The sequence below is a fragment of the Pseudomonas sp. MWU318 genome, from assembly GCF_016756945.1.
In the GTDB taxonomy this organism is placed as follows: domain Bacteria; phylum Pseudomonadota; class Gammaproteobacteria; order Pseudomonadales; family Pseudomonadaceae; genus Aquipseudomonas; species Aquipseudomonas putida_A.
Genome location: NZ_JAESJL010000009.1, coordinates 1 through 26,885 on the forward strand (window position 1 = coordinate 1; position 26,885 = coordinate 26,885).

Sequence of the window (26,885 nt, forward strand, 5' to 3'; positions counted from 1 at the left end):
GTTAATTTCAGTTTTATTGCAAAACCTGCTTTTTAGTCAGCAAACGCGGGATTCGACGCGCTATGGCAGGCACACGCAGCAGCAAAAGCATTGCACCTATAAAGGCATAGATCGCCCACTCCTTGAGATCAGCACGCACGATCCACAACATATGAAGCAATCCCAGCCCCAGAATCACGTAGACCAACCGATGCAGTTTCTTCCAACGCACACCCAGGCGGCGCTGACTGTAGCGATTGGACGTAACCGCCAACGCCAACAGACCAAGAAAACCCAGCGTCCCCACAATAATGTACGGCCGCTTACGCAACTCCACGCCCAGCTGCGACCAGTCGAAACCGAGAATAAACGCCATATAGCTGAACAAATGCAGAACCACATAGGCAAAACACCAAAGTCCCAACTGACGGCGCACAGCAATCCAGCCCGCCCACCCCGTCAATTTCTGCAACGGCGTCATGCTCAATGTAATCAACAGCAATACCAACGTCCCCAGCCCCAATCGATCAACCAGCACCTTGCCGGGATCCGGGCCGAGCAAATCGGCAAACGCCTGATAAAACCAGAGCAATGGCCAGATCGCTGCGGCAATGAAAACGCCTATACGCCAGAACGGATATCGCATCAGTAGTTCTTCCGCAGATCGAGCCCTGTATATAAAGAAGCGACTTCATCCGCGTAGCCGTTGAACATCTGTGTATCACGCACATTCGGCTTGAACAGACTGTTCGGCAGACGCCGCTCCCGTGCCTGAGTCCAGCGAGGGTGATCAACCGTCGGATTCACGTTGGCATAAAACCCGTATTCATCTGCCGCGATGCTCTGCCAAGTGGTCTTGGGCTGCTCGCTGACCAGACTGATCCGCACAATGGACTTCACACTCTTGAAGCCGTACTTCCACGGCACCACCAGACGCAACGGCGCACCGTTCTGATTCGGTAATTCACGGCCATACATGCCAACCGCCAGAATCGCCAAGGGATTCATTGCCTCATCCAGGCGCAAGCCTTCTACATAAGGCCAATCGATCAGGGCGAACCCCGAACGCTGGCCTGGCATGCTCTTGGGATCCTGCAGGGTTTCGAAGCGAATGTATTTGGCCTTAGAGGTCGGCTCGACCTGCTTGAGCAACGCAGAAATCGGAAAGCCAATCCACGGGATGACCATCGACCACGCCTCAACACAGCGAAGGCGATAGATACGCTCCTCCAACTGGTACGGCTTCATGAAGTCTTCCAGCGCGTAACGCCCTGGCTTACCCACCTCCCCGTCCACGACCACGCTCCACGGCTCGGTTTTCAGCGAACCGGCATTGGCCGCCGGATCGCCCTTGTCGGTGCCGAACTCATAGAAGTTGTTGTAATGGGTCGCGTCTTTATAAGGCGTGATCGCCTCATCCTTGACGTTGACGGCGCCCCACTTGGTAGAAGGGAGCTTATCGGCAAACCAGGCAGGCGCCTTGCCCGGCTCGACATCGGCATAACGCGCCGCGTCTTCAGCGCTGGCCCAACGCGGCAGGCTGCTCACGGCGATACCGGCAGCGGTAGCTCCGAGCAATTGGCGACGGGACAGATAAATGGATTCAGGCGTGACATCCGACTCATGGCAGTCGGACGCTTTGGGGATTTTGATCAGCATGGCAACTCCGCAGCTTTGGAGGACAGATGCACCCATAGACTGCGGAGTATGCGGGAAATTACATCATTCGGCTTTTTTGTGACGACGAAGACGCAACAGGTATTGCACAGGGCCGGAAGCGGCGTAACCGAGGAACACCAGCAGCAAAATGCGCGGTGGATCGCTGAACACTACGGCGAATACCAGCACCACGGCGAGAATCGCCACGAACGGCACGCGCCCCTTCAAGTCCAGCTCCTTGAAGCTGTTGTACTTGATGTTGCTGACCATCAGCATGCCGGCAGCCGCCACCATCAAGGCGACCAGGAACGACATCTTCGAACCCTGAATGCCGTAATCGCTGAAGGCCCAGACGATGCCTGCGACCACGCCGGCAGCTGCCGGGCTGGCCAGGCCGATGAAGTATCGCTTGTCAGCCGTACCGACCTGAGTATTGAAACGCGCCAGACGCAATGCCGCTCCGGCTACATAGATGAAGGCAACCATCCAGCCGACCTTGCCCATGTCACCCAATGCCCAGCCAAAGGCCAGTAGCGCCGGTGCGACACCAAAAGCGACCATGTCGGACAGCGAGTCATATTCGGCGCCGAAGGCACTTTGCGTATTGGTCATGCGCGCTACGCGACCATCGAGACCGTCGAGCACCATGGCTACAAAGATTGCGATCGCGGCAAAGGCGAAATACTTGCTCGCATTCGCAGAGTCACCGGCACTCAAGGCAGCCTGGGCACTCATCGAGTTGATGATGGAATAAAACCCTGCGAACAGGTTCGCAGTGGTGAACAGATTCGGCAGCAGATAGATACCACGATGCCGGACTTTACGACCTTCTGCGTCGTGCCCTTCCTCGACATGTTCATCGATGGGCAGCAGGCTTTCGGCGTCAGAAGCCTGGTTCGGCTCTTCGGGACGTTCGCTCATGGACATTACCTTGCAACGGTTTGGAAAGTTTCGACAGGTGCCTGTGACGACGGTTCGGCCACAAACGATGCAGCTTTATACCAGAACCATCGGTTTCAAACGAAAAAACGCGGCCGAGGCCGCGTTTTTCGTACAAGGATGACGACTTAGTTTTTGGCTTTGTCGACGATCTTGTTGGCACCGATCCACGGCATCATGGAGCGCAGTTGCTCGCCGATGATTTCGATACCGTGAGCGGCGTTGTTACGACGCTTGGCGGTCATCGAAGGGTAGCCGGTAGCGCCTTCGCTGATGAACATTTTGGCGTATTCGCCGTCCTGAATACGTTTCAGGGCATTGCGCATGGCCTGACGGGATTCGGCGTTGATCACTTCCGGGCCGGTCACGTACTCGCCGTATTCAGCGTTGTTGGAGATCGAGTAGTTCATGTTGGCGATACCGCCTTCGTACATGAGGTCAACGATCAGCTTCAGTTCATGCAGGCACTCGAAGTAGGCCATTTCCGGCGCGTAGCCAGCTTCAACCAGAGTTTCGAAACCGGCTTTCACCAGCTCAACGGTACCGCCGCACAGTACGGCTTGTTCGCCGAACAGATCGGTTTCGGTCTCGTCCTTGAAGGTGGTTTCGATGATGCCGGTACGACCGCCACCCACGCCAGCTGCGTAGGACAGTGCAACGTTTTTAGCGTTGCCCGAAGCGTCCTGGTATATCGCGATCAGGTCAGGGATACCGCCGCCCTTCACGAACTCGGAACGCACGGTGTGACCCGGCGCTTTCGGCGCGATCATGATCACGTCGAGGTCGGCACGCGGAACAACCTGGTTGTAGTGGATCGCGAAACCGTGGGAGAAGGCCAGGGTGGCGCCTTTCTTGATGTTCGGCTCGATTTCGTTCTTGTACAGCTGGGACTGGAATTCGTCCGGGGTCAGGATCATGACCAGGTCGGCGCCGGCAACAGCGGCGGCCACGTCGGTCACTTTCAGGCCGTGAGCTTCGGCTTTGGCAACGGTAGCCGAACCTTTACGCAGACCGACGGTTACGTCGACACCGGAATCTTTCAGGTTGCACGCTTGGGCGTGGCCCTGGGAACCGTAACCGATGATGGCAACTTTCTTGCCCTGGATGATCGACAGGTCGCAGTCTTTATCGTAGAAAACTTTCATGAATTTCCCCTATATATCCAGGCCGTTCAGGCCATTCGCTAATTTGGTTTAGATGCTGAGTACTTTGTCGCCGCGGGCAATGCCGGTCACGCCGCTACGGACGGTTTCCAGAATCGATGCGGTGCCGATGGACTGAATGAAGCTGTCGAGCTTGTCGCTGGTACCGGTCAGTTGAACCGTATACACGCTGGCGCTGACGTCGACGATCTGTCCACGGTAAATATCGGTGGTGCGTTTGATCTCGGCGCGCTGGGCGCCAGTGGCCTTGACCTTGACCAGCATCAGCTCGCGCTCGATGTGAGCGCTTTCCGACAGGTCCACCAGCTTGACCACTTCGATCAGCTTGTTCAGGTTTTTGGTGATCTGCTCGATGATTTCATCGTGGCCAACAGTGGTCAGCGTCAGACGCGACAGAGTCGGGTCTTCGGTTGGCGCCACCGTCAGGCTTTCAATGTTGTAGTTGCGCTGCGAGAACAGGCCGACTACGCGAGACAAAGCGCCGGGTTCGTTTTCCAGAAGCAGGGAAATAATGTGCCGCATGATTAAGTACGCTCCGTCTTGCTCAGCCACATATCGCGCATGGAGCCGTCTTTGATCTGCATCGGATAGACGTGCTCGCTGGTATCGACCGAAATATCGATCACCACCAGACGATCTTTCATGGCGAACGCCTCTTCCATCTTCGACTTCAAGTCTTTGGAATCGGTGATGCGCACGCCGACATGACCGTAGGCTTCAGCCAGTTTGACGAAGTCAGGCAGCGACTCCATATAGGAGTGCGAGTGACGGCTGCCGTAGCTCATGTCCTGCCACTGACGAACCATCCCCAGAACGCCGTTGTTCAGGATGACGATTTTCACCGGCAAGCCGTATTGCAGGCAGGTCGACAGCTCCTGGATGTTCATCTGGATGCTGCCTTCGCCAGTGACGCAGGCAACGTCGTCATCCGGGAAGCTCAACTTGATGCCCATGGCCGCCGGGAAACCGAAGCCCATGGTGCCCAGGCCACCGGAGTTGATCCAGCGGTTCGGCTTGTTGAACTTGTAGTACTGCGCCGCGAACATCTGGTGCTGGCCCACGTCGGAAGTGATGAAGGCATCGCCTTTGGTCACTTCGCACAGGGTCTCGATCACGGTCTGCGGCTTGATCAGGCTGCCGTCGCCCTTTTCATAAGGGAACAGGCCGCGATCACCGCGCCACTCATCGACTTGCTTCCACCAGCTGGCGACGGACTCCTTGTTCGGGGTCTCGCCGATTTCCTTGAGGATCGCGACCATTTCGGTCAGGACGCTCTCCACCGGACCAACGATTGGCACGTCGGCCTTGATGGTCTTGGAGATCGAAGCCGGGTCGATGTCGATGTGGATGATCTTGGCGTTCGGGCAGAACTTCGCCGCGCCGTTGATCACACGGTCATCGAAACGCGCGCCGACAGCCAGGATCACGTCGGCATGGTGCATCGCCAGGTTGGCGGTGTAGCTGCCGTGCATGCCGAGCATGCCGATGAACTGCCGGTCGGTACCCGGGAAGCCACCCAGGCCCATCAAGGTGTTGGTCACTGGCAGGTTGAGCATTTTCGCCAGTTCGGTCAGCGGTGCGGAACCGTTGCCGAGGATCACGCCGCCACCGGAATAGAGCACTGGGCGCTTGGCCGCCAGGAGCATTTCTGCCGCCTTGCGGATTTGCCCGGAGTGACCGCGGACGGCCGGGCTGTAGGAACGCAGCTTGGCTTTTTTCGGGAAGATGTATTCGAACTTCTCGGCCGGGTTGGTCATGTCTTTCGGGATATCGACCACGACCGGGCCCGGACGACCGGATTGCGCCAGGTAGAAAGCTTTCTTCATGACTTCCGGGATTTCCGAGGCGTGCTTGATCATGAAGCTGTGTTTCACGATCGGCCGGGAAATACCGATCATGTCGGTTTCCTGGAACGCGTCGGTGCCGACCATGGTGCTTGGCACCTGACCGGAAATGATCACCATTGGAATCGAATCCATATAGGCGGTGGCGATACCGGTGATGGCGTTTGTGGCGCCAGGACCTGATGTCACCAATACCACGCCGGCTTTACCGGTGGCACGGGCGTAGCCGTCAGCCATATGGGTAGCCGCTTGTTCGTGACGAACCAGGATGTGGGTCACTTCCGGTTCTTTGAACAGGGCATCGTAAACATGAAGGAGAGCACCACCCGGGTACCCGTAGATATATTTGACGCCTTCGTCACGCAAGAAGCGGACGAGCATCTCACCGCCAGATAAAAGCTCCACGTTGTTCACCTCTAAAACGCCAGAATACCGTCCACACAAAAGGGGCGGGTCTTAATAGGTTTACTTCTCGGCAGAGCATGAGCGACGGTGGTCGCCGACTACGTCAGCACTGACTGAGCAAGTATTGGGATCGTCCCAAGTGTTGCGGGCCTTTCCCACCCAGCGCGAGGTAACGCGTTGCGGGTGTAACAGGTCGACGCGGATATGCGCCTCATGATCTACCGAGCGGGTCTGCTTCTGGCAGTCCCTCTACAGCGGACTTTGGATTCTTCTGTTTCGCCCTCTCCAAGTCAAGCCGTCAATGTGCTTAATTGTGGGTAAGCACATGAGAACGCAAGAAAAAACCTGAAAACAGCTACTCTGTTAGCGTCAATTGCGCAATTTTGCCAAGGAATCAGCATGCGAACGCTTCTGTTAACTCTGCTGATCGGCCTCAGCCCCTGGTGCTCGGCCGCTCAGATCTACCAATGGGTCGATGCCCAAGGCGTCACGCACTTCGATGCGCAGCCACCGCAAGGGCTGCCGGCGACGACTATGCAGACGCCCTCCTCGCCCCCACCGAAACCTGCCGCCATGCCTGGAAGCGGTGCGCTGGGCGATCAGAAAGTCATCGACGACAAGGTGAAGAAACAGGTGGCGGAGCAGCAGGCGCAGCTCAAGGCATTTTGCGAACAGGTACGGACGAACCTGGCGCAATTGCAGAACAATCCGCGTTTGCGGGAAGAAGTGGATGGGCAGTTGCGGCGACTGGACGATGCGCAGCGTCAGGAGCGCATCATCGAAGCACAGAAGCAGATTGCGCAGAACTGCGATTAAAAATCTGTAGGAGCTGCCGCAGGCTGCGATCTTTTGATGCTGTTTTCAAAAGCAAGATCAAAAGATCGCAGCCTTCGGCAGCTCCTACAGGGGATCGGCTCTAGCGGGAGGCGGTGATCAGCCGGTCAAACTCTTTGAGCAGTACCTGCAGCTGGCGATCCTTGCCCTGCAGATTGCGCTGGGCGAAGACCATTTCAGCCATTTCCTGAATGCCCGAGGCGTTGGGCAAAGGCAGATCCTGCTCAAGGATCATTTTCATCCGTGGCAGGAAGATCCATTGCAGCCATTGCTCGAAATCCAGCGTGTCGACCGAAAACGGTTCGACACTGCTAAGGGCTTCGGCTGATGGCTGGACCTCGTCCCACCAACCCTGCGTGCGCAGTTCACGCTCGATCAGCAGCAACTGATCGGCGATTTTCAGGAAACGGGAATCCATCACAGCGAAACCTTGGCCTTCTGACGAGCCAGAGCGGCGCCGGCGGAATCGCCTTGTTTCTCACGGGATTGCGCGATGATTTCCCATAGGTTGGCCTGCAAGTCCGGACGACCGTTGGCCATGGTCAGTGCGCGACGGGCGAACTGCTCCGCCTGTGGCGCGTCACCTTGAGCCATGCGTACTTGCGCCAGACGATAAAGCACTTGCGGCTCACGTGGGGCTACACGCTGAGCACGCTCGAGGCTGGAAGACGCACCGTTGAGGTCGCCACCGGCCTGCTGCTGTTGCGCCGTGGTCAGCAAGGCGAGCACCGGGCCATCGAGCTGTTCGTCCGCCGACAGACCACCGCCACTGCTGGCCGAAGGAATCCCGCTTGGCGTCGAAGGCATGCTGTAGCTGCCGGAGTTGATCGGTGCCGATTCGACCGGCGACGGGTTGTACGGCCCCGCGGTGATACCGCCGGAAGCCGGGCCCGGAACGATCGGCGAGGAACTGATCGGTGCCGATGTCGTGGCGCCACCACCCGGCACCATCACCACCACACCGGTATCGCCTTGCGGGATGGCCTGGGATTGCACCTGGCCCTGGACTGGGCGTTTGACCGTCGTCTTGCGGAAACCGCCGTTGGCCGACAGCCGTTCGCTGTTGGATACGGCTGTGCCGGAGTCCACCACCGGGATCGAACCACGCTGTACGGTAGAGCAGCCGCTGAGCAAAGCCACGGCAGTCACCGCTGGAATCAACCACTTGTTCACTTGAAACCCTCTTTGCTTAATTCATCCAGCCCTTGACCCAATCCATCACCGACTCCGGCGAGGCAGGCGTTTCGCTTGCACACGCGGCGCCGGGTGGCGGTTCGCTGCCGCGAATATACGGCATCTGCACCGCCCCCGGACAGTTGGCATCGGAGCCTTGCCCGGTACGCGAATCGACCCACGCCTGCACGATGTTGTCCGGCTGTGGCATGTCCAGCGGCAGCGGATCGGCTTTGCGCATGAAACTGGTCCAGACCTGCAATGCACCGGTCGCCCCGGTGAACGGGGTCTTGCCGTTGTCGTCGCGACCCAGCCAGACCACCGCCAGCAGATCCTGACTGAAACCGGCGAACCAGCTGTCACGCGAATCGTTACTGGTACCGGTCTTGCCGGCCAGCGTCAGGGTCTTGGGCAGCACGTTGTAAACCGAGCTGCCGGTACCTTCACGCATCACACGCTGCATGGCGTTCTGGATCAGGTAGATGGACGCCGGATCAAATCGCTGCTCGATCTGGAACGGATAACGCTTGAGCGGCTCGCCCTCGGCGGTCAGCACACTGCGAATCCCGCGCATCGGCGTATTGAAACCACCGTTGGCGAGGGTCTGATACATGGTCGCCACTTCGATCGGGGTCATGCCGCCAGCACCCAGCAACATCGACGGGAACGCCGGGAATTCCCGGGTTACCCCCAGACGCGCAAGAGTCTTGAGCACATTCGGCACACCGACTTCCAGACCCAGACGCGAGGTCGACAGGTTGTAGGAATGCGCCAGCCCTTGGTAAAGGAAGACTGTGCCGTGGGAGCGACGGTCGTAGTTCTGCGGCTTCCACACCTGGCCGTCCGCGCCCTTGATCGACAGCGGATCATCCGACAGCCAACTGGTCAGCGTGTAATGGCTCGGTTTTTCCAGTGCGGTCAGATACACCGCTGGCTTGACCAGGGAACCGATCGGCCGCACGGCGTCCAGTGCCCGGTTGAAACCGGCGTAACTGGCCTGACGGCTACCGATCATCGCCTGCACTTCGCCGGTTTCCGGGTTGGTCACGACCATTGCCGCTTCCACGTCATCGGAGCCCTTGCGTCCGGCCAGGCGTTTAAAGGTGTCATTCACCGACGCTTCGGCTTTCATCTGTAGAATCGGGTCGAAACTGGTGAAGATCCGCAGGCCTTCTTCGGTCAAGTCTTCGTCACGGTAGTCTTCACGCAACTGGCGTTTGACCAGATCGATAAAGCCCGGGAACGAGCTATCGGCGAGCTTGCCGCGCGTGGTCACACCCAGTGGCATTTTCTTCGCCGCTTCGACCTGTTCGGCAGTCGCCACGCCTTGCTGCTCAAGCACGTCGAGCACCAGGTTACGCCGCTCCAGCGCACGCTCGGGGTTGCGGCGCGGGTTGTAGTAGGACGGGCCCTTGACCATGCCGACCAGCAACGCGACCTGATGCAGCTTCAGCTCGGACAATGGCTGGCCGAAGAAAAACTGGCTGGCCAGACCGAAACCGTGCACGGCACGCTGACCGTCCTGCCCGACGAAGACTTCGTTGAGGTAGGCCTCAAGAATTTCCTTCTTGTCGTAGTGCAGCTCCAGCAGCATCGCCATCATCGCTTCGGTGAGCTTGCGGCTCAGGCTGCGTTCGTTGGTGAGGTAGAAGTTCTTGACCAGTTGCTGAGTCAGCGTACTGCCGCCCTGGGTCATCTTGCCGCCAGAGGTGTTGACCCAGATCGCCCGGGCAATCGATTTCGGCGACACGCCCCAGTGGCTGTAATAGTCGCGGTCTTCCACCGCTACCAGGGTTTCCAGCAGGTACGGTGGCACCTGATCGAGCTTGATCAGGATGCGGTCTTCGAGGTTTTTCGGGTAGATGCCGCCGATCATCAGCGGCTCGAGCCGCACCACGGACAATTTACCGCCGTTGAGCCCGGAGAGCTCGGCCACATAGTCGCCAGAGAAACGCACGCGTACTGGCTGGGCTTTTTCCAGGCCTTCATAGAACTGGAAGCCGCGGGTATTCAGATCAACGGTATTGCCGTTGACGGCTGCAGCGCCGGGGCCATTGCTCACGGCTTCGCGGCGATAGCCCAGGGCATCGAGTTCGGTGAGGAAATCTTCCTTGCTCAGCTTTTGTCCGACGAACAGCTCAAGCGGACGCGCGTAGACCTTGGCCGGGATGGTCCAGCGCTTGCCGGAGAACTTCTCCTGCACCACGGCATCGAGGTAAACGGCGAAGCCGGCCAGCACCACAAGGCCGACCAGGCTCAGTTTAATGGCCCAGCTCAACCACGGGCTGAGGCCCTTGGAGACTGGTTTTTTCTTGGTACGGGGGGATCGAGTTCGAGTCATGGCGGCGGATTATACGCACTTTATTCATCCTCAACAGGAGCGCTCCGAGGTTTGCGTCAGGCTGGCGAGCGGCCATAATGGCGGCCTCGAATTTCCCAGTCTCTGAAGGATCGCCCGTGAGCCAGTCCCTGATCGCTGCCCTGCAAAACCCGGCCCTCTACCCGCACCCCGTCGAAGGGTTCCAGGTCATCGAAACCCATATCTCGTGGGTGATCCTCACCGGCCCGTTTGCTTATAAAGTGAAGAAGCCGGTGAATTTCGGCTTCCTTGACTTCACCGGCCTCGAATCCCGCGCACATTTCTGTGCTGAAGAGCTGCGCCTGAACCAGCGTCTGACCGACGATTTGTATCTGGACGTGTTGCCAGTGACCGGCAGCGTTGATGCGCCACAACTGGGTGGCGACGGCCCAGTGATCGAATATGTGCTGAAAATGCTTCAATTCCCGCAGACCGGCCTGCTCAGCACCCTGCAGGCCAACGGTGAGCTGACCACCCAGCACATTGATGAAATGGCCGAGCAGATCGCCAAATTCCACCTCAGTGCGCCAAAAGTCCCGGCCGAACACGAGGCCGGTACCCCGGACAGCGTGATGGCCCCGGTGCGCCAGAACTTCGAACAGATCCTGCCGTTCCTCAGCGACAAAAACGATCTGCTGCAACTCGAGGCCCTGCAAGCCTGGGCCGAGAGCAGCTTCGATCGTCTCAAGGCACTGTTCAGCCAGCGCAAGGCCGAGGGTTTCACTCGCGAATGCCACGGTGACATTCACCTGGGCAACGCGACTGTCATCAATGGCAAAGTGGTGATCTTCGACTGCATCGAGTTCAACGAACCGTTCCGCTTCACTGACGTCTGGGCCGACACCGGTTTCCTGGCGATGGACCTGGAAGACCGTGGCCTGAAATCCCTCGCCCGCCGCTTCGTCAGCCAGTACTTGGAGCTGACCGGCGACTATCAAGGCCTGGAAGTGCTGAACTTCTATAAAGCCTACCGCGCACTGGTTCGCGCCAAAGTTGCACTGTTCAGCATGCCGGCGGACGCCACCCCGGTGCAGCGCGCCACCACCCTGCGCCAGTACCGCAACTACGCCAACCTGGCGGAAAGCTACAGCACCATTCCATCGCGCTTCATGGCCATCACCCACGGCGTATCGGCTGTCGGCAAGAGCCACGTGGCGATGCGTCTGGTCGAAGCGCTGGGCGCGATTCGCCTGCGTTCCGACGTCGAGCGCAAGCGCCTGTTCGGCGAGCAGACCGTAGCCAACGACGTGCAGGCCGGGATTTACAGCGCCGACGCCAGCGTTGCCACCTATGCCCGCCTGCATGAGATTGCCGGAGTGATCCTACACGCCGGTTTCCCGGTGGTGATCGATGCGACCTACCTCAAGCGCGAGCAACGCGACAACGCCGCTCAAGTGGCCGAGGCCACCGGCACGCCGTTCCTGATCCTCGACTGCAACGCACCGCAAGCCGTGATCGAGAGCTGGCTGGCGATTCGTCAGGCAGACAAAAAGGACCCTTCCGACGCCACGCTGGCGGTGATCGAGGCCCAGCAGGCCAGCCGCGAAGCGCTGACGCCAGAAGAGATTCTGCGCAGCAAACGCGTACAGACCAATGAAAGCGGGACCCTCGACACCGTAGTTGCACAGATCCGCCAGCGCCTGCCAGGCCTGTAAGAAACTATTTCGGCCGTGAAGCCCTCGCTTGCTTCACGGCCGTCAAATAGTGGCACTATACTGGCGTCATAAAACCAACAGGTGATGTGACATGAGCCAGCCGAAACTTCTCGACACCCCGCTTTATGCCTTGCTGCACAAAGACGACATCACAGGCTTCAACAAGGAACGCCCGAACGACGGCCCGATCGACATGGTCGGTGGCGACTTCCGGGGTCTCGATCTACGTGAACTGAACGCCGATGGCGTGGATTTTCGGGACGCCTACTTCCGTTCTGCCGATTTGCGTGGCATCGACTTCCGTAATGCATCACTCGAAGGCGCGAGCCTGGCGCATGCGCAGATTTCCGGCGCGTACTTCCCGCCGGAACTGAGTGCGGACGAGATCCTGATGTCGATGAATTTCGGCACCCGCCTGCGCTATCGCACACGCTGAGCACCATCGGCAGCCCCTGACACAACACCCTCCCCTTGTAGGAGTGAGCCTGCTCGCGATAGCCGACTGACATTCAAAATGGATGTCGGCTTTTACGCCGCTGTCGCGAGCAGGCTCACTCCTACAGTTGTATGCGTCACACTCCTTACTATTGCATTCGCCAGATGTCATCGCCTTTCTTAGAAGCGTTTGCGTCGAATCCGACCAAACAACCACGCTTTTCCTACTGATGGCTACACTCCTGAGAAGATCGCCCACGCACCATTCGGCCGTCGCAAGGAGGCTTGATGAATGATGAACTGCAACACCTGAAGAATCTTGGCAAGACGTCGGCGCAGTGGCTGCATGCCGTGGGCATTCACAGCGCCTCGGACTTGCGTCGCCTGGGGGCGGTGGACGCCTATCGGGCCGTGCGTACCCGCGGGTTTCGCGCATCAAAGGTGTTGTTGTACGCGATCGAAGGGGCGCTGATGGATGTGCACTGGAACGACATCCCGGCCGAACGTAAAGACGCCTTGAACAAGCAGCTCGAAGCCATCTCCTCACGTCACAAGAACTGAACAGGCGCTGACGGCCATGTATCTGCTCGGGGAACAATCGGCACCGGTCGATGCACTGATCAATCGCTTGCAGAGCTTGCCCGCGCGCTGGCTGGAAGGCCTTGCGCCGTGCGGGCCAGCCTTTGAGCCAGAAATCTCTGACAACTTGATGGAGCAGCTCCCACACGATCAGCTGTTTCTGCTGACAGAAGGCGTGATCCACGGCTACATCGGCGGCCGTGCGTTGTTTTACTGGCAGGAAGGTGATCTGCTCGGTCTACAGCAAGGTGACGCCTGGGCCGATTGCCGACTGCGCAGCGAAGGGCCATCGCGCTTGTTGCCCTATCGGCGAACCGAACTGTTCCAGCATTTGTATGCCGAACCGGGCCGGGCCGAGCAATGGCTTGAGTATCTGCTGGGGCAGATGGCGCTGCTGGCTCACGCGGTGGCCGAACTGAAGCCACGGGAGTTTCGCAGCACCAATGGCTTCAAACGGGTCGAAAGCGGTGAGGTGTTGATCCGGCAGGGCGATGCCGCTGATCACGTCTTCGTGATCATCGAGGGGCATGCTGAAGCGTTTGTTGATGGGCACAAGGTCGGCGAAGTGCCCAAGGACGAGATTTTCGGCGCCATGGCGGTGTTCACCGGTGAACCGCGCAATGCCACTGTCATCGCTCGCGAGCCAAGCACGGTGATGCTGATTCCAGGCGAACAGTTTCTGAGTATGACCCGCAACAATCCGAAGATCGCGCACAGCCTGATTGAGAGCATGGCCCGCCGCATCGGCCAGCTCAACCAGCAGATCACGCAACTGAGCGCGGTGAAAGCTGCGCGTTAAGTCCCTTGTTTCCGGGACATTCCGGCCATATGCACGACTAAATCAAGCAAATGGAAAAACAGTGGTTGACTCGCTAATGAGAATCGCTATGATTATCACAACTGATCGCGAGATCAGTCGATATTCTGAAAAGCCCTTGGTTCGGACTCTCAGATTATCTCCTCATCAGGCTAATCACGGTTATTTGACCCGGTTTTTACCGGGTCTTTTTTTGCCTGTGGAAAAGTCATTGGCCAAATTGTTTGCGCATCTGTGCGCAGTAATCCTGCGCGGGCGTGGCCGGGGTGTACCAGACGTAATCGGCCATCGCCGCAGTCACCTCGGCGCCCTGCTCGGCCAGCATCAGCACCGTTGGCGCTTGGGCTGCGCCCAGATCCAGAACATGCAGCGGCACGCCAGCATCCTTGCGCGCATGCCAGGCACCCGCCAGTAGCAAGGCTGGCGTCGGCGCGGCCAGCAAACGTTCGGCCATGCGTCGATCACGCTGTTGCTGAACCGCGAGCATCGCCGGCATCTGTGATTTGGGCAGCAAGCCGCAATGTGAATCGCTGATCTGCTCAAGCAGCCTGGCTTTCACCGAGGCCGCATTGCTGCGAACACCGCTCAGGACTGGCGGCTGACGATAGAACGCGCGGATTTCGCTGTTATCCAGATTAGCCGCCAACAGCGGATAGCCTTGCGTGAGGGCGAACCGAATGATCGGTCCATAAAGATTCCAGTCCCAGCCATCCTGCCAGGCCAACGCGGCGGCAAGATCGCTAGGCGGCGTTGCCGCATGACGAACCTGATCAACCTTCGGCTGTTGGTCCGGCGTGAGCATCTCCAAAAGCAGGCTGCCTTGGGGCCGCTGCTCACCCAGCGCCTGCAACAGCCATAACTGCACAGCGTGATGATCGGCGTTGTCATGTTGCTCGCCAACGATCAGCTGTTGCGGCTTGGCCAGACGCGCCAGCAGTTCCTGTGCCGTCAGTATCTGGCCGCTGTGCAGATCACGAATTTCGCCACTGATTGGCGGGGGCGGGGCAACATGCTGACACCCTGCAAGCAGCAACACCGCTAACAACCACATCCCGCGCATACCATCACCTCGATGAGAAATCAGCGGGCGATGATCAGCGGATGCCCACGCTCCGGGTGCGGCTGCACCAATACTTCGAGACCGAACACGGCTTTGAGAGAATCCGGTCGCAAAACCTGCTGCGGCGTATCCAGCGCCACCGGGCGCCCGCCCTCAAGCAGCAACACCCGATCACAATAGCGCGCCGCCAGATTCAGATCATGCAGGATGACCAGCACTGCTGCGCCACGGTCGGCAAATTCACGCACCGCTTGCAGCGTCGTATGTTGGTGCAACGGATCGAGCATTGAGGTCGGCTCATCCAGCAACAAGGTTTGCCCGGCCTGCCCCGGCCATAACTGCGCCAGCACCCGCGCCAGATGCACACGCTGGCGCTCGCCGCCTGACAATGCCAGATAACTGCGCCCGCTCAGATGCCCGGCATCCGCAGCGTCCAGCGCTGCCGCAATGATTTCGTCGTCGCGTACCCGACCGCTTTGATACGGCAAGCGGCCCATGCCGACCACTTCTTCCACACGAAAGGCAAAATCCAGCGTCGACACCTGCGGCAACACCGCCAGGCGCTGAGCGCGCTGCGTACCTGTCCAGTGACTCAGCGCCTTGTCGTCGAGCAACACTTCACCTTCACTGGCCGCAAGCTCACCGCACAGCGCACCGAGCAAGGTGCTTTTGCCGGCACCGTTCGGTCCGAGCACACCCAGCACCTCACCGGGTTCAAGCTGCAGGGTGACGTCGCTGAGGACGGTCTTGCGCCCGCGGCGGATGTGCAGATTGTGCGCACGCAGCATCAGGCACGCCCTCGCAACAGCAGATAAAGAAAGAACGGTGCACCGATAAATGCGGTAACAATGCCGATCGGCAATTCCGCCGGCGCCAGCGCCAGCCGCGCCACCAGATCCGCCAGCAACAACAGGCTCGCACCCGCCAGTATGGACGCTGGCAGCAACACCCGGTGATCGGGCCCGGCCAATAAACGCACCAGATGCGGCACCACCAGCCCGACGAAACCGATCATCCCGGCTGCCGCTACCGCCGCGCCAACACCCAACGCCGTGCAGAACACCAATTCACGTTTGAGCCGTTCGACATCAATCCCCAGGTGCCCGGCTTCGGACTCCCCCAGCAACAACGCATTCAGCGCCTTGGCACGCCGCGGCAACCACAGCGCGACGCCAGTGCTGATAATCAGCAACGGCCACAAACGCGCGTAACTGGCGCCATTGAGGCTGCCCAGATTCCAGAAAGTCAGCGTACGCAAAGTCGCGTCATCCGCCAGATAGGTGAACAATCCAACTGCCGAACTGGCCAGCGCCGTGAGGGCGATCCCTGCCAGCAGCATGGTTGCGACGTTGGTCTGGCCGTTGCGCCGTCCAAGTCGGTAGACCAGCGCTGCCACCCCCAGTCCACCGAGAAACGCGCACGCCGACAACAGGTACGGCCCGAACCACTCCGGCAAACCGCCAAAAAACGAACCGCCGACAATCGCAATCGCCGCCCCGAGCGCCGCGCCGCTGGACACCCCGACCAACCCGGGATCGGCCAGCGGATTGCGAAACAAGCCCTGCATCGCCACACCCGACAGTGCCAGCACACCGCCGACGGCCAGACCGAGCAAGGTGCGCGGCAGACGGATCTGCCCGAGGATCAGCTCGGCCTGCTCCAGCCCATCCGGCGCCAGCGGCACACCGAGCATGCGCAATGCAGCGCGTAACGTATCGAACAGCGGCAGGCTCACCGGCCCCAACGCCAAGGACAGCCAGATGGCCAGCAAACACAGGAGCGTCAGGCCGATAAACAGGCTTCGTGGTTTGACCAGTACGGTCATTGGCCGCTCGCAGTCGGGTAGAAGCCGTCAGACAAATTCTTCAGTGCCGCCGGTAAACGCGGCCCGAGCCCGCCGACCAGCAGCGTCGGATCCAGCTCCAGCACCCGTCCGGCCTTGGCCGCGCGGCTTGAATTGAGAATGGGGTTTTCCTTGAACAATGCCGCTTTTGCCGCCTCACCACTCAACGCGCGATCAGCGAACACCAGCACCTCAGGATCGAGCCCGGCCAGCGACTCCACGGAGAACGGCTTGTAACCGGTATGCGTCGCCAGGTTGTGTCCGCCGGCCCGTTGCAGCAGCCAGTCGGCGGCAGTGTCCTTGCCGGCAATCAATGGTTTGCCGCCGGCATGCCCGATCAGTACCAGCACACCGGGCGCCTTATGCCTGGTCTGCAACTCGGCGACTCGCGCTTTCTGCTCGGTAAGCTGCTGTTGATAACTTTCCAGCAACTGCGCCGCCTGCGCTTGCGCGCCCAGCAACTGTCCGAGATGCGTAACGTTTTTTTCCAGGGTCGACAGATCCGGCTGTGCCGAGAACAGTTCGACCCGCACCTTCGCGCTCTTCACCTGGGCGATGACAGGCGGCGGGCCCATTTCCTCGCTGCCGATGAGGATATCGGGGCGCAGACTGAGAATGCCTTCCGCCGAAAGACTGCGTTGATAGCCGATGCTGGGCAGCTTCTTCAGCGATTGCGGATGTTGGCTGGTGGTGTCGACCCCGACCAGTTTGGATTCGCCACCCAATGCACTCACCCACTCTGAAAGCGCCCCACCGGCGCTGACCCAACGCTGCGGCAAATCGGCAGCTGTCGCCTGAAGGCTGGCGAGCAGTCCGACACACAGCACAACAACGCGGGTAATCAGGCGCATACGCAGCTTTCCTTGAACAGTTTTCCCGGGCAGCGAACCGGCAGGCCAAGTATCCTTGGCGGCGGCTGCGTGCAGTGGGCGAAGGCGGCCATTTGATAATTGTTTGCATTTAAACGTCAAGCTCGGACATTTCCTGAAACGAGCTGACATTTGAGGATAGCCATGAAGTTTTTGTGCGCCGGCGCCGATCTCGCTGAGGCGGGCAGCCGCGGTTTCGACATCGACGGCAATAAACTGTTTGCCGTGCGCCGCAATGGTCAGGCCTATGTTTATCTCAACCGTTGCCCGCATCGCGGCGTCGGTCTGGAATGGCACCCCGACCAGTTTCTCGACCCGAGCAACAGCCTGATCCAGTGCGCCACCCACGGCGCACTGTTTCTGATCGAGGACGGCGAATGCGTCGCCGGGCCCTGCGCCGGGCAATCCCTGACCGCCATCCCCTGCCGCGAAGATGCCAAAGGGTTGTGGATAGATATTTAACCGTTGAGCAAAACGTCCAGCCGCCGGTCGATCACCATCTCTTCGTGGTTCAAGCGCACGCCGTAGGCCAACACCTCGACCCCGCACGCCACCGCTTCACGCAGGGCATCCGCGTACGCCGAATCGATTTCTTCGGCCGGTCGCACCGCGTCAATCCCGCTGAGATTGACGCAATACAACTGCACCGCACGAATACCGTCACGGGCCAGATGCGCCAGTTCACGCAGATGCTTAGCGCCGCGCTGGGTAACTGCGTCGGGAAAGGCCGCGACATTCGTCCCGTCGAACCCCAAAGTGACACTCTTCACTTCCACATAAGCCGGCCCGCTCGGGTATTCAAGGCGGAAATCGATACGGCTTTTTTCCTGACCGTATGCCACTTCGCGTTTAAGCGCCGTGAAGCCGTTCAACTCGCTGATGACACCGGCCTGCAGCGCCTCTTCAACGAGGGCGTTGGCGCGGCCGGTGTTCACGCAGAACAGCCGACCCTGCGGGGTTTCGCCGATTTCCCAAGTGCCGGGCAGCTTGCGCTTCGGGTCGTTTGAGCGACTGAACCACACTTGCCCGCCTTCGACTTGGCAGTTGAGCATCGAGCCGGTGTTCGGGCAGTGCAGGGTCAACAACTCGCCATTGACCGTTTCAACGTCCGCCAGAAAACGTTTGTAGCGACGAATCAGCCGCGCCTCTTCCAGAGCCGGATAAAAGCGCATCAGCCTTGCCAGCTCTTCAAGCCGCGAGCGATACGTTCCACCGCTTCCTGTAAGCGAGGGAGGTTTTGCGTGTAAGCAAAACGCACATGGTGGCTGGCCTGATAACGCCCGAAGTCCAGCCCTGGAGTAAAGGCAACATGCTCGGTTTCGAGGAAATGTCGACAGAAAGCGAAGGCATCACCGCCGAACTGGCTGATATCGGCATACAAGTAGAACGCACCTTCAGGCTCGACGGCGATGTTGAAACCCAATTCGCGCAACGCCGGCAGCAGGAAGTCGCGGCGGCGGCCAAATTCGGCGCGGCGCTCTTCGAGAATGCTGATGGTGTCCGGTTCGAAACAGGCCAGTGCGGCGTACTGCGCCATGCTCGGTGCGCTGATGTAGAGGTTCTGTGCGAGCTTTTCCAGCTCACTAACCGCAGCCTCCGGCGCCACCAGCCAGCCGAGCCGCCAACCGGTCATGCCGAAATATTTGGAGAAGCTATTGAGGACAAAGGCGCTGTCCTCGACTTCCAGCACGCTGGCGGCATCGGTGCCGTAAGTCAGGCCGTGGTAGATCTCGTCCACCACCAGATGGCCGTGGCGCGCCTTGATCGCGGTGGATAACCCGGCCAGTTCATCGCGGGTCAGGATGGTCCCGGTGGGGTTGGCTGGCGATGCCACCAACGCACCAACGCTGTCGTGATCCCAGTGACGTGCCACCAGATCCGGGGTCAGTTGGTAACGCACCTCCGGCCCGACCGGCACCAGTTGCGCCGCGCCTTCGACCAATCGCAGAAAGTGCCGGTTGCACGGGTAGCCCGGATCCGCCAGCAGCCAGTGTTTGCCCGGATCGACCAGCAAGGCACTGGCCAGCAACAGCGCACCGGAGCCCCCCGGCGTGATCAGGATCCGCCGCGGATCGATGTTCAAACCGTAACGCGATTGATAGAACCCGGAAATCGCCTCGCGCAGTTCAGGAATGCCGCGCGCGGCGGTGTAGCGGGTCTTGCCCGCCGTCAGCGCAGCCTGCCCGGCACGGATGATCGGCTCGGCCGTGGTGAAGTCCGGCTCGCCGATTTCCAGGTGGATCACGTCGTGACCTTCGGCCTGCAGTTCGTTGGCCCGCGCCAGCAGCGCCATTACATGGAACGGTTCGATCGCACGACTGCGCGCACTGTAAGGCTGAGCCATTGGTTTTCCTTCGACGGGGAAAAAGAGACGATTCTACCCATCTGCCGGAACGAGCGAGAACCCGTCGCGGTCACAGCCTCAAGAACGCTGGACTGTAACGATATGAGCGTACGCTCCAGGATTGACTAAAATCAGTGATTGAACAGGCTTTCATCAGCGCCAGACACAGCTTGCCAAACATCTGCAAGCGCCACCCGCCGGGACCTCGACATCCGGGAGTAGCGCGGGCCGAATTGATCTGGTAAGTTCGCCCGCTTGCAGCCGCAGGGCCGGCAGGTGTCGGTGATGGAGCAATCCTGCGCAATGGATTACAAGAGTAGAGGCGGTCCATTTCATGCCCACCCAAGCAAAGCAACAGCAGCAAGCGACGATCAGCGGCTTCGAACCTTACGTTCCGAAGGCCGGCGAAGAGTACATGGGCGCTCCCATGCGCGCGCACTTCACCAAGATCCTGAACAAGTGGAAACAGGACTTGATGCAGGAAGTCGACCGTACTGTTGATCACATGAAAGACGAAGCGGCCAACTTTCCTGACCCGGCCGACCGTGCCAGCCAGGAAGAAGAATTCGCCCTCGAGCTGCGCGCCCGCGACCGCGAGCGCAAGTTGATCAAGAAGATCGACAAGACCCTCGAACTGATCCAGGACGAAGAGTACGGCTGGTGCGAGTCCTGCGGCATCGAGATCGGCGTCAAGCGCCTCGAAGCCCGTCCTACTGCGGATTTGTGCATCGACTGCAAGACCCTGGCGGAAATCAAGGAAAAGCAGGTCGGCAAGTAATCTCGACCTGAACGAAAAACGGAGCGTGCGAACGCTCCGTTTTTGTTTCTGCCTTTTGCCTTTGCCCTTGTGGGAGCGAGCCTGCTCGCGAAAGCGGTGTGTCACTCAACATTTAATCATCTGACACTAAGCTTTCGCGAACAGGCTCGCTCCCACAAGTTGACCTGCGTATAGCCTGAAAAGTAGCTTCGTTTCCATGACTGCCAAAACCGCCCCCGCCTACATCGGCCGCTTCGCCCCGACCCCCAGTGGCCACCTGCACTTCGGTTCGCTGGTCGCCGCCCTCGCCTCTTACCTCGACGCGCGTGCGGTCGGCGGGCGCTGGCTGGTGCGCATGGAAGATCTCGATCCGCCCCGGGAAGAGCCCGGCGCGCAGGCGGCGATTCTCAAGGCGCTGGAAAGCTACGGGTTCGAATGGGACGGCGAAATGGTGCGCCAGAGTAACCGGCACGCTGCCTACGCCGAAGTCCTCAACAGTCTGTTCAATCACGGCCTGGCCTACGCCTGCACCTGTTCGCGCAAGCAGTTGGAGCCGTATCACGGCATTTACCCGGGCTTGTGCCGCAATGCCGGGCATGAGCAGCAAGACGCGGCGATCCGCCTGCGCGTGCCGGAACTGGAATATCACTTCATCGACCGCGTGCAGGGCGAGTTCCGCCAGCATCTGGGGCGCGACGTCGGCGATTTCGTGATTCGCCGCCGCGACGGCCTCTACGCCTATCAACTGGCCGTGGTGCTGGATGACGCCTGGCAAGGCATCACCGACATCGTGCGCGGTGCCGACCTGCTCGACTCCACGCCACGCCAGCTCTACCTGCAAGAACTGTTGGGCCTGCGTCAGCCGCGCTATCTGCACTTGCCATTGATCACGCAGCCGGACGGCAACAAACTCGGCAAATCCTACCGTTCGCCGCCGCTTGAGGCGGATCAGGCCACTCCTTTGCTGCTGCGGGCCCTGCGAGCGCTGGGACAAAACCCCGGTGCCGAACTGGCCCATGCCACACCCGAGGAATTGCTGAAATGGGGCGCAGCCCACTGGGATGCATCGAAGATCCCGCGCACACTGAGCCTGCCCGAGGCGCAACTGCAATGACGACACTTGCAGTCGCGCCGCCATCCGTTACCATCGCCGCACGTTTTCGGGCACGCGCATAAAAAAGAGAGGCCGGGATGTACATCTATCGCTTGGTCCTGCTTCTGGTCGTGGGAATCTATCTGTTTTCGCCAGCCATCATGGATTGGTGGATCGACGCCACGGGCGCCTGGTATCGGCCGTATCTGCTCTGGTTGATCCTGATTGTCGTGACCTTCATCCTGCAGAGCCAAAAAGATGCCGATGAGCTTTAGCCTGACCCAGATGATCCTGGTCAGCGCCGCGTACCTGACGGTGCTGTTCGGCGTCGCCTGGATCAGCGAACGGGGCATGATCCCGCGAGCGATCATTCGCCACCCGCTGACCTACACCCTGTCGCTAGGGGTCTACGCCAGTGCGTGGGCGTTTTACGGCACCGTGGGCCTGGCCTATCAGTACGGCTACGGCTTTCTCTCCAGTTACCTCGGGGTGTCCGGCGCGTTTCTGCTGGCGCCGGTGCTGCTGTATCCGATCCTGAAAATCACCCGCACCTATCAACTGTCGTCGCTGGCGGATCTGTTCGCCTTCCGCTTCCGCAGCACCTGGGCCGGCGCGCTGACCACGATCTTCATGCTGATCGGCGTACTGCCGCTGCTGGCGTTGCAGATTCAGGCGGTGGCCGATTCCATCGGCATCCTCACCGGCGAGCCGATCCAGAGCCGCGTCGCGCTGGCGTTCTGCGCACTGATCATCCTGTTCACGATTTTCTTCGGTTCCCGACATATCGCCACCCGCGAGAAACACGAAGGGCTGGTGTTCGCGATTGCCTTCGAATCGGTGATCAAACTGATCGCCCTCGGCGGCGTCGGCCTCTATGCGCTGTACGGCGTGTTCGACGGCCCGCAACAGCTTGAACTGTGGCTGCTGCAAAACCAGACCGCTCTCGCCGCGCTGCACACGCCGCTGCAGGAAGGGCCGTGGCGCACGCTGTTGCTGGTGTTCTTCGCCTCGGCGATCGTGATGCCGCACATGTACCACATGACCTTCACCGAAAACCTCAATCCGCGCTCGCTGGTCAGTGCCAGCTGGGGCCTGCCGCTGTTCCTGTTGCTGATGAGTCTGGCGGTTCCGCTGATTCTCTGGGCTGGCCTGAAACTCGGCGCCACCACTGACCCGGAATACTTCACCCTCGGCATCGGCATTGCCGCCAACAGCAAACCGCTGGCCTTGCTGGCGTACGTCGGCGGACTGTCGGCCGCCAGTGGCCTGATCATCGTCACCACCCTGGCGCTGTCGGGCATGGCGCTGAACCACTTGGTGCTGCCGCTGTACCAGCCACCGGCCGAAGGCAATATCTACCGCTGGCTGAAGTGGACCCGCCGGGCGCTGATCGTCGCGATCATCATGGCCGGTTTCTGCTTTTACCTGATGCTCGGCGCCGGACAGGACCTGGCCAACCTCGGCATCGTCGCCTTCGTTGCAACCTTGCAGTTCCTGCCCGGCGTGCTCTCGGTGCTGTACTGGCCGACCGCCAACCGTCGCGGCTTTATCGCCGGCTTGCTGGCGGGGATTCTGGTGTGGGTGGTGACCATGCTGTTGCCACTGGTCGGCAACCTGCAGGGTTTCTACATTCCACTGCTGAACATGATCTACGTGCTGGACGACACCAGTTGGCACATGGCGGCCATTGCCTCGCTGGCGGCCAACGTGCTGATGTTCACCCTGATCTCGCTGTTCACCAACGCCAGCCCTGAAGAAGCCAGCGCCGCCGAAGCCTGCGCAGTGGATAACGTGCGTCGCCCGCAACGCCGCGAACTGCATGCCGCTTCGCCCCAGGAGTTCGCCACGCAACTGGCCAAACCGCTAGGCGCCAAGGCGGCGCAAAAAGAAGTCGAACAGGCCCTGCGCGACCTCTATCTGCCGTTCGACGAACGCCGTCCTTATGCCTTGCGCCGCTTGCGCGACCGCATCGAAGCCAACCTCTCCGGCCTGATGGGCCCGAGCGTGGCGCAGGACATGGTCGAAACCTTCCTGCCGTACAAGGCTGGCGGCGAAAACTACGTAACCGAAGACATCCACTTCATCGAAAGCCGTCTCGAGGACTACCACTCGCGCCTCACCGGGCTAGCCGCCGAACTCGATGCCCTGCGCCGCTACCACCGCCAGACCTTGCAGGAATTGCCCATGGGCGTCTGCTCGCTGGCCAAGGATCAAGAGATTCTGATGTGGAACAAGGCCATGGAAGAACTCACCGGCATTGCCGCGCAACGGGTGGTCGGCTCGCGCCTGAGCACCATCGCCAATCCGTGGAAGCAATTGCTGCAAGGCTTCATCAACCTGCCCGATGAACATTTGCACAAGCAGCACCTGGCCCTCGACGGCCAGACCCGCTGGCTCAATCTGCACAAAGCGGCGATCGATGAACCGTTGGCACCGGGCAACAGCGGCCTGGTGCTGCTGGTGGAAGACCTGACCGAAACGCAGATGCTCGAAGACAAACTGGTGCACTCGGAACGTCTGGCGAGCATTGGTCGACTGGCGGCAGGTGTGGCTCATGAAATCGGCAACCCGATCACCGGCATCGCCTGTCTGGCGCAGAACCTGCGCGAAGAGCGTGAAGAAGATGGCGAACTGACGGAGATCAGCGGGCAGATTCTCGAACAGACCAAGCGCGTGTCGCGCATTGTGCAGTCGCTGATGAGCTTCGCCCACGCCGGCAGCCACCAGCACAGCGACGAGCCCGTCTGTCTGGCCGAAGTCGCGCAGGACGCAATTGGCCTGCTGGCGCTGAACCGGCGCAACTTCGAAGTGCAGTTCTACAACCTGTGCGACCCCGATCACTGGGTCGAAGGCGATCCGCAGCGCCTCGCCCAGGTGCTGATCAATCTGCTCTCCAACGCCCGTGATGCCTCGCCTGCGGGCAGTGCGGTGCGGGTCAAGAGTGAAGCCGGCGAACACACGGTCGATCTGATCGTCGAGGACGAAGGCAGTGGTATTCCGCAGAACATCATGGACCGATTGTTCGAACCTTTCTTCACCACCAAGGATCCGGGTGAAGGTACCGGTCTGGGCCTTGCACTGGTCTATTCCATCGTTGAAGAGCATTATGGACAAATCACCATCGACAGCCCGGCTGATGTACAAAGCCAGCGCGGCACCCGTATCCGGGTGACCTTACCGCGTCATGTCGAAGCGACGTCCGCTGTGAACTGAGACCGTCGAGAGTATCGAATCAATGCCGCACATTTTGATCGTCGAAGACGAAACCATTATCCGCTCCGCCTTGCGCCGCCTGCTGGAACGTAACCAGTATCAGGTCAGCGAAGCCGGTTCTGTGCAGGAAGCACAAGAACGCTTCAGTATTCCCACATTCGATCTGATCGTCAGCGACCTGCGCCTGCCTGGCGCCCCCGGCACCGAGCTGATCAAGCTTGGCCAGGGCAAACCGGTGCTGATCATGACCAGCTACGCCAGCCTGCGCTCTGCGGTCGACTCGATGAAGATGGGCGCGGTGGACTACATCGCCAAGCCTTTCGATCATGATGAAATGCTTCAGGCGGTCGCGCGGATCCTGCGTGATCACCAGTCGACACCTGCCGCCGGCGAAGTGCCTGCCGGCAAAGCAGCCAATGGCAGCGGCAAGTCGTCTGTCGACAACAGCAACGGCGAGATCGGCATCATTGGCTCGTGCCCGCCGATGCAGGATCTGTACAGCAAGATACGCAAAGTCGCGCCGACTGATTCCAATGTCCTGATCCAGGGCGAGTCCGGCACCGGTAAAGAACTGGTGGCCCGCGCCCTGCACAACCTGTCCAAGCGTGCCAAGGCACCGATGATTTCGGTGAACTGCGCAGCCATTCCGGAAAGCCTGATCGAGTCCGAACTGTTCGGCCACGAAAAAGGCGCGTTCACTGGCGCCAGCGCCGGTCGCGCCGGTCTGGTGGAAGCGGCGGACGGCGGCACGCTGTTCCTCGACGAGATCGGCGAACTGCCGTTGGAAGCCCAGGCCCGTCTGCTGCGCGTGCTGCAGGAAGGCGAGATTCGCCGCGTGGGTTCGGTGCAGTCGCAAAAGGTCGATGTGCGTTTGATCGCCGCGACCCACCGCGACCTCAAGAGCCTGGCGAAAATCGGCCAGTTCCGTGAAGACCTGTATTACCGTCTGCACGTGATTGCCCTGAAACTGCCGGCATTGCGCGAACGTGGCGCCGACGTCAACGAAATCGCCACCGCGTTCCTCGCTCGCCAGAGTGCGCGCATCAACCGTACCGACCTGAAATTTGCCGCCGATGCCGAACAGGCCATCCGGCACTATTCCTGGCCGGGTAACGTGCGCGAGCTGGAAAACGCAGTCGAGCGCGCAGTGATCCTGAGCGAAAGCCCGGAAATCTCTGCCGACCTGCTGGGCATCGACATCGAGTTGAGCGATCTGGAAGACGACGAGTTCATCGGCTTGCCTGCGCAAACCGCAGGTAACACCAGCAACAGCAGCCATGAGCCGACCGAAGACCTGTCGCTGGAAGATTACTTCCAGCACTTCGTTCTTGAGCATCAGGACCACATGACCGAGACCGAACTGGCGCGCAAACTGGGCGTCAGCCGCAAGTGCCTGTGGGAACGCCGTCAGCGCCTGGGCATTCCACGGCGCAAGACCGGGGTCGCCAGCGAGAGCTGAACGTTACCTGTCGAGTGTGCGCGTAACGCTTGAAGATGTGAAAAAACTGTTACCTCAGTCCTTTCACGTAACAGAAGCCGGGGTTATCGGTAACGAAACCCCGGCTTTTTTTCGCCCCGAGAAAACCGCCATATCGACCTAACCCCTTGTTTTATTGGGCTTCGCAAAAGTTGGCACGGCACCTGCTATATGTTTAGTACAAGAACAATAACAAGCAATGCACAAGACAATAAAAATAAGACGAATCGACTCACGCACAATAAAAACAAGACGGCGAGAGGCGCAGCTAACTGATTCTTTTGGAGAGGCGTTGTATTTGGGGCTTGCCCCACGACCAGGCCGAGAACAACAAAAACTGTCCTAAGACAGAGCCTGTACTGGTTGGATCGCAAGATCACTGCAACAC

Annotated in this window: 26 protein-coding genes; 11 read left to right on the forward strand and 15 right to left on the reverse strand. The window is 59.8% G+C overall.

Features of this window, described 5'->3' with window-relative positions:
- Positions 1-13: 13 nt before the first annotated feature.
- The 6 genes from msrQ to JN524_RS20295 form a co-directional block, all read right to left on the reverse strand.
- Positions 14-625, reverse strand: a complete 612-nt coding sequence (msrQ, locus tag JN524_RS20270) for a protein-methionine-sulfoxide reductase heme-binding subunit MsrQ (protein WP_202370497.1) — start codon at positions 623-625, stop codon at positions 14-16.
- The gene (msrP, locus tag JN524_RS20275) at positions 625-1,638 is read right to left on the reverse strand and encodes a protein-methionine-sulfoxide reductase catalytic subunit MsrP (protein WP_202370498.1); all 1,014 of its coding nucleotides are present in this window, start codon (positions 1,636-1,638) and stop codon (positions 625-627) included. Before msrP ends, msrQ begins: the two co-directional genes overlap by 1 nt.
- Positions 1,639-1,701: 63 nt before the next feature.
- Positions 1,702-2,559 carry a CDP-diacylglycerol--serine O-phosphatidyltransferase gene (gene pssA / locus JN524_RS20280; protein ID WP_202370499.1) on the reverse strand — a complete coding sequence of 286 codons (858 nt, stop codon included), beginning with the start codon at positions 2,557-2,559 and terminating at the stop codon, positions 1,702-1,704.
- 146 nt (positions 2,560-2,705) lie between these two features.
- Entirely contained in the window at positions 2,706-3,722 is a 1,017-nt protein-coding gene (gene ilvC, locus JN524_RS20285) for a ketol-acid reductoisomerase (RefSeq protein ID WP_007959661.1), read from the reverse strand.
- Between the two features lie 48 nt (positions 3,723-3,770).
- A complete protein-coding gene (ilvN, locus tag JN524_RS20290; protein WP_003205610.1) occupies positions 3,771-4,262 on the reverse strand; it encodes an acetolactate synthase small subunit in 492 nt (163 codons plus the stop codon).
- 2 nt (positions 4,263-4,264) lie between these two features.
- Complete coding sequence (locus JN524_RS20295; RefSeq protein ID WP_098968456.1) at positions 4,265-5,989, reverse strand: acetolactate synthase 3 large subunit; 1,725 nt, start codon at positions 5,987-5,989, stop codon at positions 4,265-4,267.
- 399 nt (positions 5,990-6,388) lie between these two features.
- On the opposite strand from JN524_RS20295, the gene JN524_RS20300 reads away from it, so the two are divergent.
- A complete protein-coding gene (locus tag JN524_RS20300) occupies positions 6,389-6,805 on the forward strand; it encodes a DUF4124 domain-containing protein (RefSeq protein WP_202370500.1) in 417 nt (138 codons plus the stop codon).
- A 100-nt stretch (positions 6,806-6,905) separates the two neighbouring features.
- Here the strand turns inward: JN524_RS20300 and JN524_RS20305 are convergent, their stop codons facing one another.
- From JN524_RS20305 to mrcB, 3 genes are read right to left on the reverse strand one after another with little or no spacing between them, the layout of a single operon-like run.
- The gene (locus JN524_RS20305) at positions 6,906-7,241 is read right to left on the reverse strand and encodes a YqcC family protein (protein WP_202370501.1); all 336 of its coding nucleotides are present in this window, start codon (positions 7,239-7,241) and stop codon (positions 6,906-6,908) included.
- Positions 7,241-7,996: a hypothetical protein gene (locus tag JN524_RS20310; RefSeq protein ID WP_202370502.1), complete on the reverse strand. Its 756-nt coding sequence runs from the start codon at positions 7,994-7,996 to the stop codon at positions 7,241-7,243. The genes JN524_RS20305 and JN524_RS20310 overlap by 1 nt, the downstream gene beginning before the upstream one ends.
- Positions 7,997-8,012: 16 nt before the next feature.
- Positions 8,013-10,337 carry a penicillin-binding protein 1B gene (mrcB, locus tag JN524_RS20315; protein ID WP_202370503.1) on the reverse strand — a complete coding sequence of 775 codons (2,325 nt, stop codon included), beginning with the start codon at positions 10,335-10,337 and terminating at the stop codon, positions 8,013-8,015.
- A gap of 116 nt (positions 10,338-10,453) precedes the next feature.
- On the opposite strand from mrcB, the gene JN524_RS20320 reads away from it, so the two are divergent.
- The 4 genes from JN524_RS20320 (at position 10,454) to JN524_RS20335 (ending at position 13,823) form a co-directional block, all read left to right on the forward strand.
- A complete protein-coding gene (locus tag JN524_RS20320) occupies positions 10,454-12,010 on the forward strand; it encodes an AAA family ATPase (protein WP_202370504.1) in 1,557 nt (518 codons plus the stop codon).
- Positions 12,011-12,101: 91 nt separating this feature from the next.
- The gene (locus JN524_RS20325; RefSeq protein ID WP_098965625.1) at positions 12,102-12,446 is read left to right on the forward strand and encodes a pentapeptide repeat-containing protein; all 345 of its coding nucleotides are present in this window, start codon (positions 12,102-12,104) and stop codon (positions 12,444-12,446) included.
- 287 nt (positions 12,447-12,733) lie between these two features.
- On the forward strand, positions 12,734-13,006 hold the full coding sequence (locus JN524_RS20330; RefSeq protein ID WP_003228231.1) for a TfoX/Sxy family protein: 273 nt from the start codon (positions 12,734-12,736) through the stop codon (positions 13,004-13,006).
- Between the two features lie 16 nt (positions 13,007-13,022).
- Entirely contained in the window at positions 13,023-13,823 is an 801-nt protein-coding gene (locus JN524_RS20335; protein WP_202370505.1) for a Crp/Fnr family transcriptional regulator, read from the forward strand.
- 226 nt (positions 13,824-14,049) lie between these two features.
- Here the strand turns inward: JN524_RS20335 and JN524_RS20340 are convergent, their stop codons facing one another.
- From JN524_RS20340 to JN524_RS20355, 4 genes are read right to left on the reverse strand one after another with little or no spacing between them, the layout of a single operon-like run.
- Complete coding sequence (locus JN524_RS20340; protein ID WP_202370506.1) at positions 14,050-14,901, reverse strand: ChaN family lipoprotein; 852 nt, start codon at positions 14,899-14,901, stop codon at positions 14,050-14,052.
- Between the two features lie 20 nt (positions 14,902-14,921).
- Positions 14,922-15,689, reverse strand: coding sequence for a heme ABC transporter ATP-binding protein (locus tag JN524_RS20345; protein ID WP_202370507.1), 768 nt, complete (start codon positions 15,687-15,689; stop codon positions 14,922-14,924).
- Positions 15,689-16,672: a FecCD family ABC transporter permease gene (locus tag JN524_RS20350; RefSeq protein ID WP_202370653.1), complete on the reverse strand. Its 984-nt coding sequence runs from the start codon at positions 16,670-16,672 to the stop codon at positions 15,689-15,691. Before JN524_RS20350 ends, JN524_RS20345 begins: the two co-directional genes overlap by 1 nt.
- A 50-nt stretch (positions 16,673-16,722) precedes the next feature.
- Positions 16,723-17,595, reverse strand: a complete 873-nt coding sequence (locus JN524_RS20355; protein ID WP_202370508.1) for a heme/hemin ABC transporter substrate-binding protein — start codon at positions 17,593-17,595, stop codon at positions 16,723-16,725.
- A 162-nt stretch (positions 17,596-17,757) separates the two neighbouring features.
- On the opposite strand from JN524_RS20355, the gene JN524_RS20360 reads away from it, so the two are divergent.
- Positions 17,758-18,075, forward strand: coding sequence for a Rieske (2Fe-2S) protein (locus JN524_RS20360; protein ID WP_183786012.1), 318 nt, complete (start codon positions 17,758-17,760; stop codon positions 18,073-18,075).
- On the opposite strand, the gene sfsA is transcribed toward JN524_RS20360, so the two are convergent.
- Together sfsA and JN524_RS20370 are read right to left on the reverse strand one after the other, a co-directional pair.
- Positions 18,072-18,785 carry a DNA/RNA nuclease SfsA gene (gene sfsA, locus JN524_RS20365; protein WP_202370509.1) on the reverse strand — a complete coding sequence of 238 codons (714 nt, stop codon included), beginning with the start codon at positions 18,783-18,785 and terminating at the stop codon, positions 18,072-18,074. The genes JN524_RS20360 and sfsA overlap by 4 nt on opposite strands.
- On the reverse strand, positions 18,785-19,957 hold the full coding sequence (locus JN524_RS20370) for a pyridoxal phosphate-dependent aminotransferase (protein ID WP_202370510.1): 1,173 nt from the start codon (positions 19,955-19,957) through the stop codon (positions 18,785-18,787). Before JN524_RS20370 ends, sfsA begins: the two co-directional genes overlap by 1 nt.
- Positions 19,958-20,291: 334 nt before the next feature.
- Here JN524_RS20370 and dksA point away from each other — a divergent pair, with 334 nt between their 5' ends.
- The 5 genes from dksA to JN524_RS20395 all read left to right on the forward strand — a co-directional run bounded on the left by dksA (position 20,292) and on the right by JN524_RS20395 (position 26,479).
- Positions 20,292-20,735: an RNA polymerase-binding protein DksA gene (gene dksA, locus JN524_RS20375; RefSeq protein WP_003228250.1), complete on the forward strand. Its 444-nt coding sequence runs from the start codon at positions 20,292-20,294 to the stop codon at positions 20,733-20,735.
- Positions 20,736-20,931: 196 nt separating this feature from the next.
- Entirely contained in the window at positions 20,932-21,828 is an 897-nt protein-coding gene (gene gluQRS / locus JN524_RS20380; RefSeq protein ID WP_202370511.1) for a tRNA glutamyl-Q(34) synthetase GluQRS, read from the forward strand.
- Between the two features lie 77 nt (positions 21,829-21,905).
- Positions 21,906-22,082, forward strand: coding sequence for a hypothetical protein (locus JN524_RS20385; protein WP_003176118.1), 177 nt, complete (start codon positions 21,906-21,908; stop codon positions 22,080-22,082).
- Complete coding sequence (locus tag JN524_RS20390) at positions 22,066-25,020, forward strand: sensor histidine kinase (RefSeq protein WP_202370512.1); 2,955 nt, start codon at positions 22,066-22,068, stop codon at positions 25,018-25,020. The genes JN524_RS20385 and JN524_RS20390 overlap by 17 nt, the downstream gene beginning before the upstream one ends.
- 22 nt (positions 25,021-25,042) lie before the next feature.
- A complete protein-coding gene (locus JN524_RS20395; protein ID WP_103367311.1) occupies positions 25,043-26,479 on the forward strand; it encodes a sigma-54-dependent transcriptional regulator in 1,437 nt (478 codons plus the stop codon).
- Positions 26,480-26,885: the final 406 nt, after the last annotated feature.

Coding starts and splice junctions, on each gene's coding strand:
- msrQ (WP_202370497.1), bottom strand. CDS start 625: ATGCGATATCCGTTCTGGCGTATAGGCGTTTTCATTGCCGCAGCGATC.
- msrP (WP_202370498.1), bottom strand. CDS start 1,638: ATGCTGATCAAAATCCCCAAAGCGTCCGACTGCCATGAGTCGGATGTC.
- pssA (WP_202370499.1), bottom strand. CDS start 2,559: ATGAGCGAACGTCCCGAAGAGCCGAACCAGGCTTCTGACGCCGAAAGC.
- ilvC (WP_007959661.1), bottom strand. CDS start 3,722: ATGAAAGTTTTCTACGATAAAGACTGCGACCTGTCGATCATCCAGGGC.
- ilvN (WP_003205610.1), bottom strand. CDS start 4,262: ATGCGGCACATTATTTCCCTGCTTCTGGAAAACGAACCCGGCGCTTTG.
- JN524_RS20300 (WP_202370500.1), top strand. CDS start 6,389: ATGCGAACGCTTCTGTTAACTCTGCTGATCGGCCTCAGCCCCTGGTGC.
- JN524_RS20305 (WP_202370501.1), bottom strand. CDS start 7,241: ATGGATTCCCGTTTCCTGAAAATCGCCGATCAGTTGCTGCTGATCGAG.
- mrcB (WP_202370503.1), bottom strand. CDS start 10,337: ATGACTCGAACTCGATCCCCCCGTACCAAGAAAAAACCAGTCTCCAAG.
- JN524_RS20325 (WP_098965625.1), top strand. CDS start 12,102: ATGAGCCAGCCGAAACTTCTCGACACCCCGCTTTATGCCTTGCTGCAC.
- JN524_RS20330 (WP_003228231.1), top strand. CDS start 12,734: ATGAATGATGAACTGCAACACCTGAAGAATCTTGGCAAGACGTCGGCG.
- JN524_RS20335 (WP_202370505.1), top strand. CDS start 13,023: ATGTATCTGCTCGGGGAACAATCGGCACCGGTCGATGCACTGATCAAT.
- JN524_RS20340 (WP_202370506.1), bottom strand. CDS start 14,901: ATGCGCGGGATGTGGTTGTTAGCGGTGTTGCTGCTTGCAGGGTGTCAG.
- JN524_RS20345 (WP_202370507.1), bottom strand. CDS start 15,689: ATGCTGCGTGCGCACAATCTGCACATCCGCCGCGGGCGCAAGACCGTC.
- JN524_RS20355 (WP_202370508.1), bottom strand. CDS start 17,595: ATGCGCCTGATTACCCGCGTTGTTGTGCTGTGTGTCGGACTGCTCGCC.
- JN524_RS20360 (WP_183786012.1), top strand. CDS start 17,758: ATGAAGTTTTTGTGCGCCGGCGCCGATCTCGCTGAGGCGGGCAGCCGC.
- sfsA (WP_202370509.1), bottom strand. CDS start 18,785: ATGCGCTTTTATCCGGCTCTGGAAGAGGCGCGGCTGATTCGTCGCTAC.
- JN524_RS20370 (WP_202370510.1), bottom strand. CDS start 19,957: ATGGCTCAGCCTTACAGTGCGCGCAGTCGTGCGATCGAACCGTTCCAT.
- dksA (WP_003228250.1), top strand. CDS start 20,292: ATGCCCACCCAAGCAAAGCAACAGCAGCAAGCGACGATCAGCGGCTTC.
- gluQRS (WP_202370511.1), top strand. CDS start 20,932: ATGACTGCCAAAACCGCCCCCGCCTACATCGGCCGCTTCGCCCCGACC.
- JN524_RS20385 (WP_003176118.1), top strand. CDS start 21,906: ATGTACATCTATCGCTTGGTCCTGCTTCTGGTCGTGGGAATCTATCTG.
- JN524_RS20390 (WP_202370512.1), top strand. CDS start 22,066: ATGCCGATGAGCTTTAGCCTGACCCAGATGATCCTGGTCAGCGCCGCG.
- JN524_RS20395 (WP_103367311.1), top strand. CDS start 25,043: ATGCCGCACATTTTGATCGTCGAAGACGAAACCATTATCCGCTCCGCC.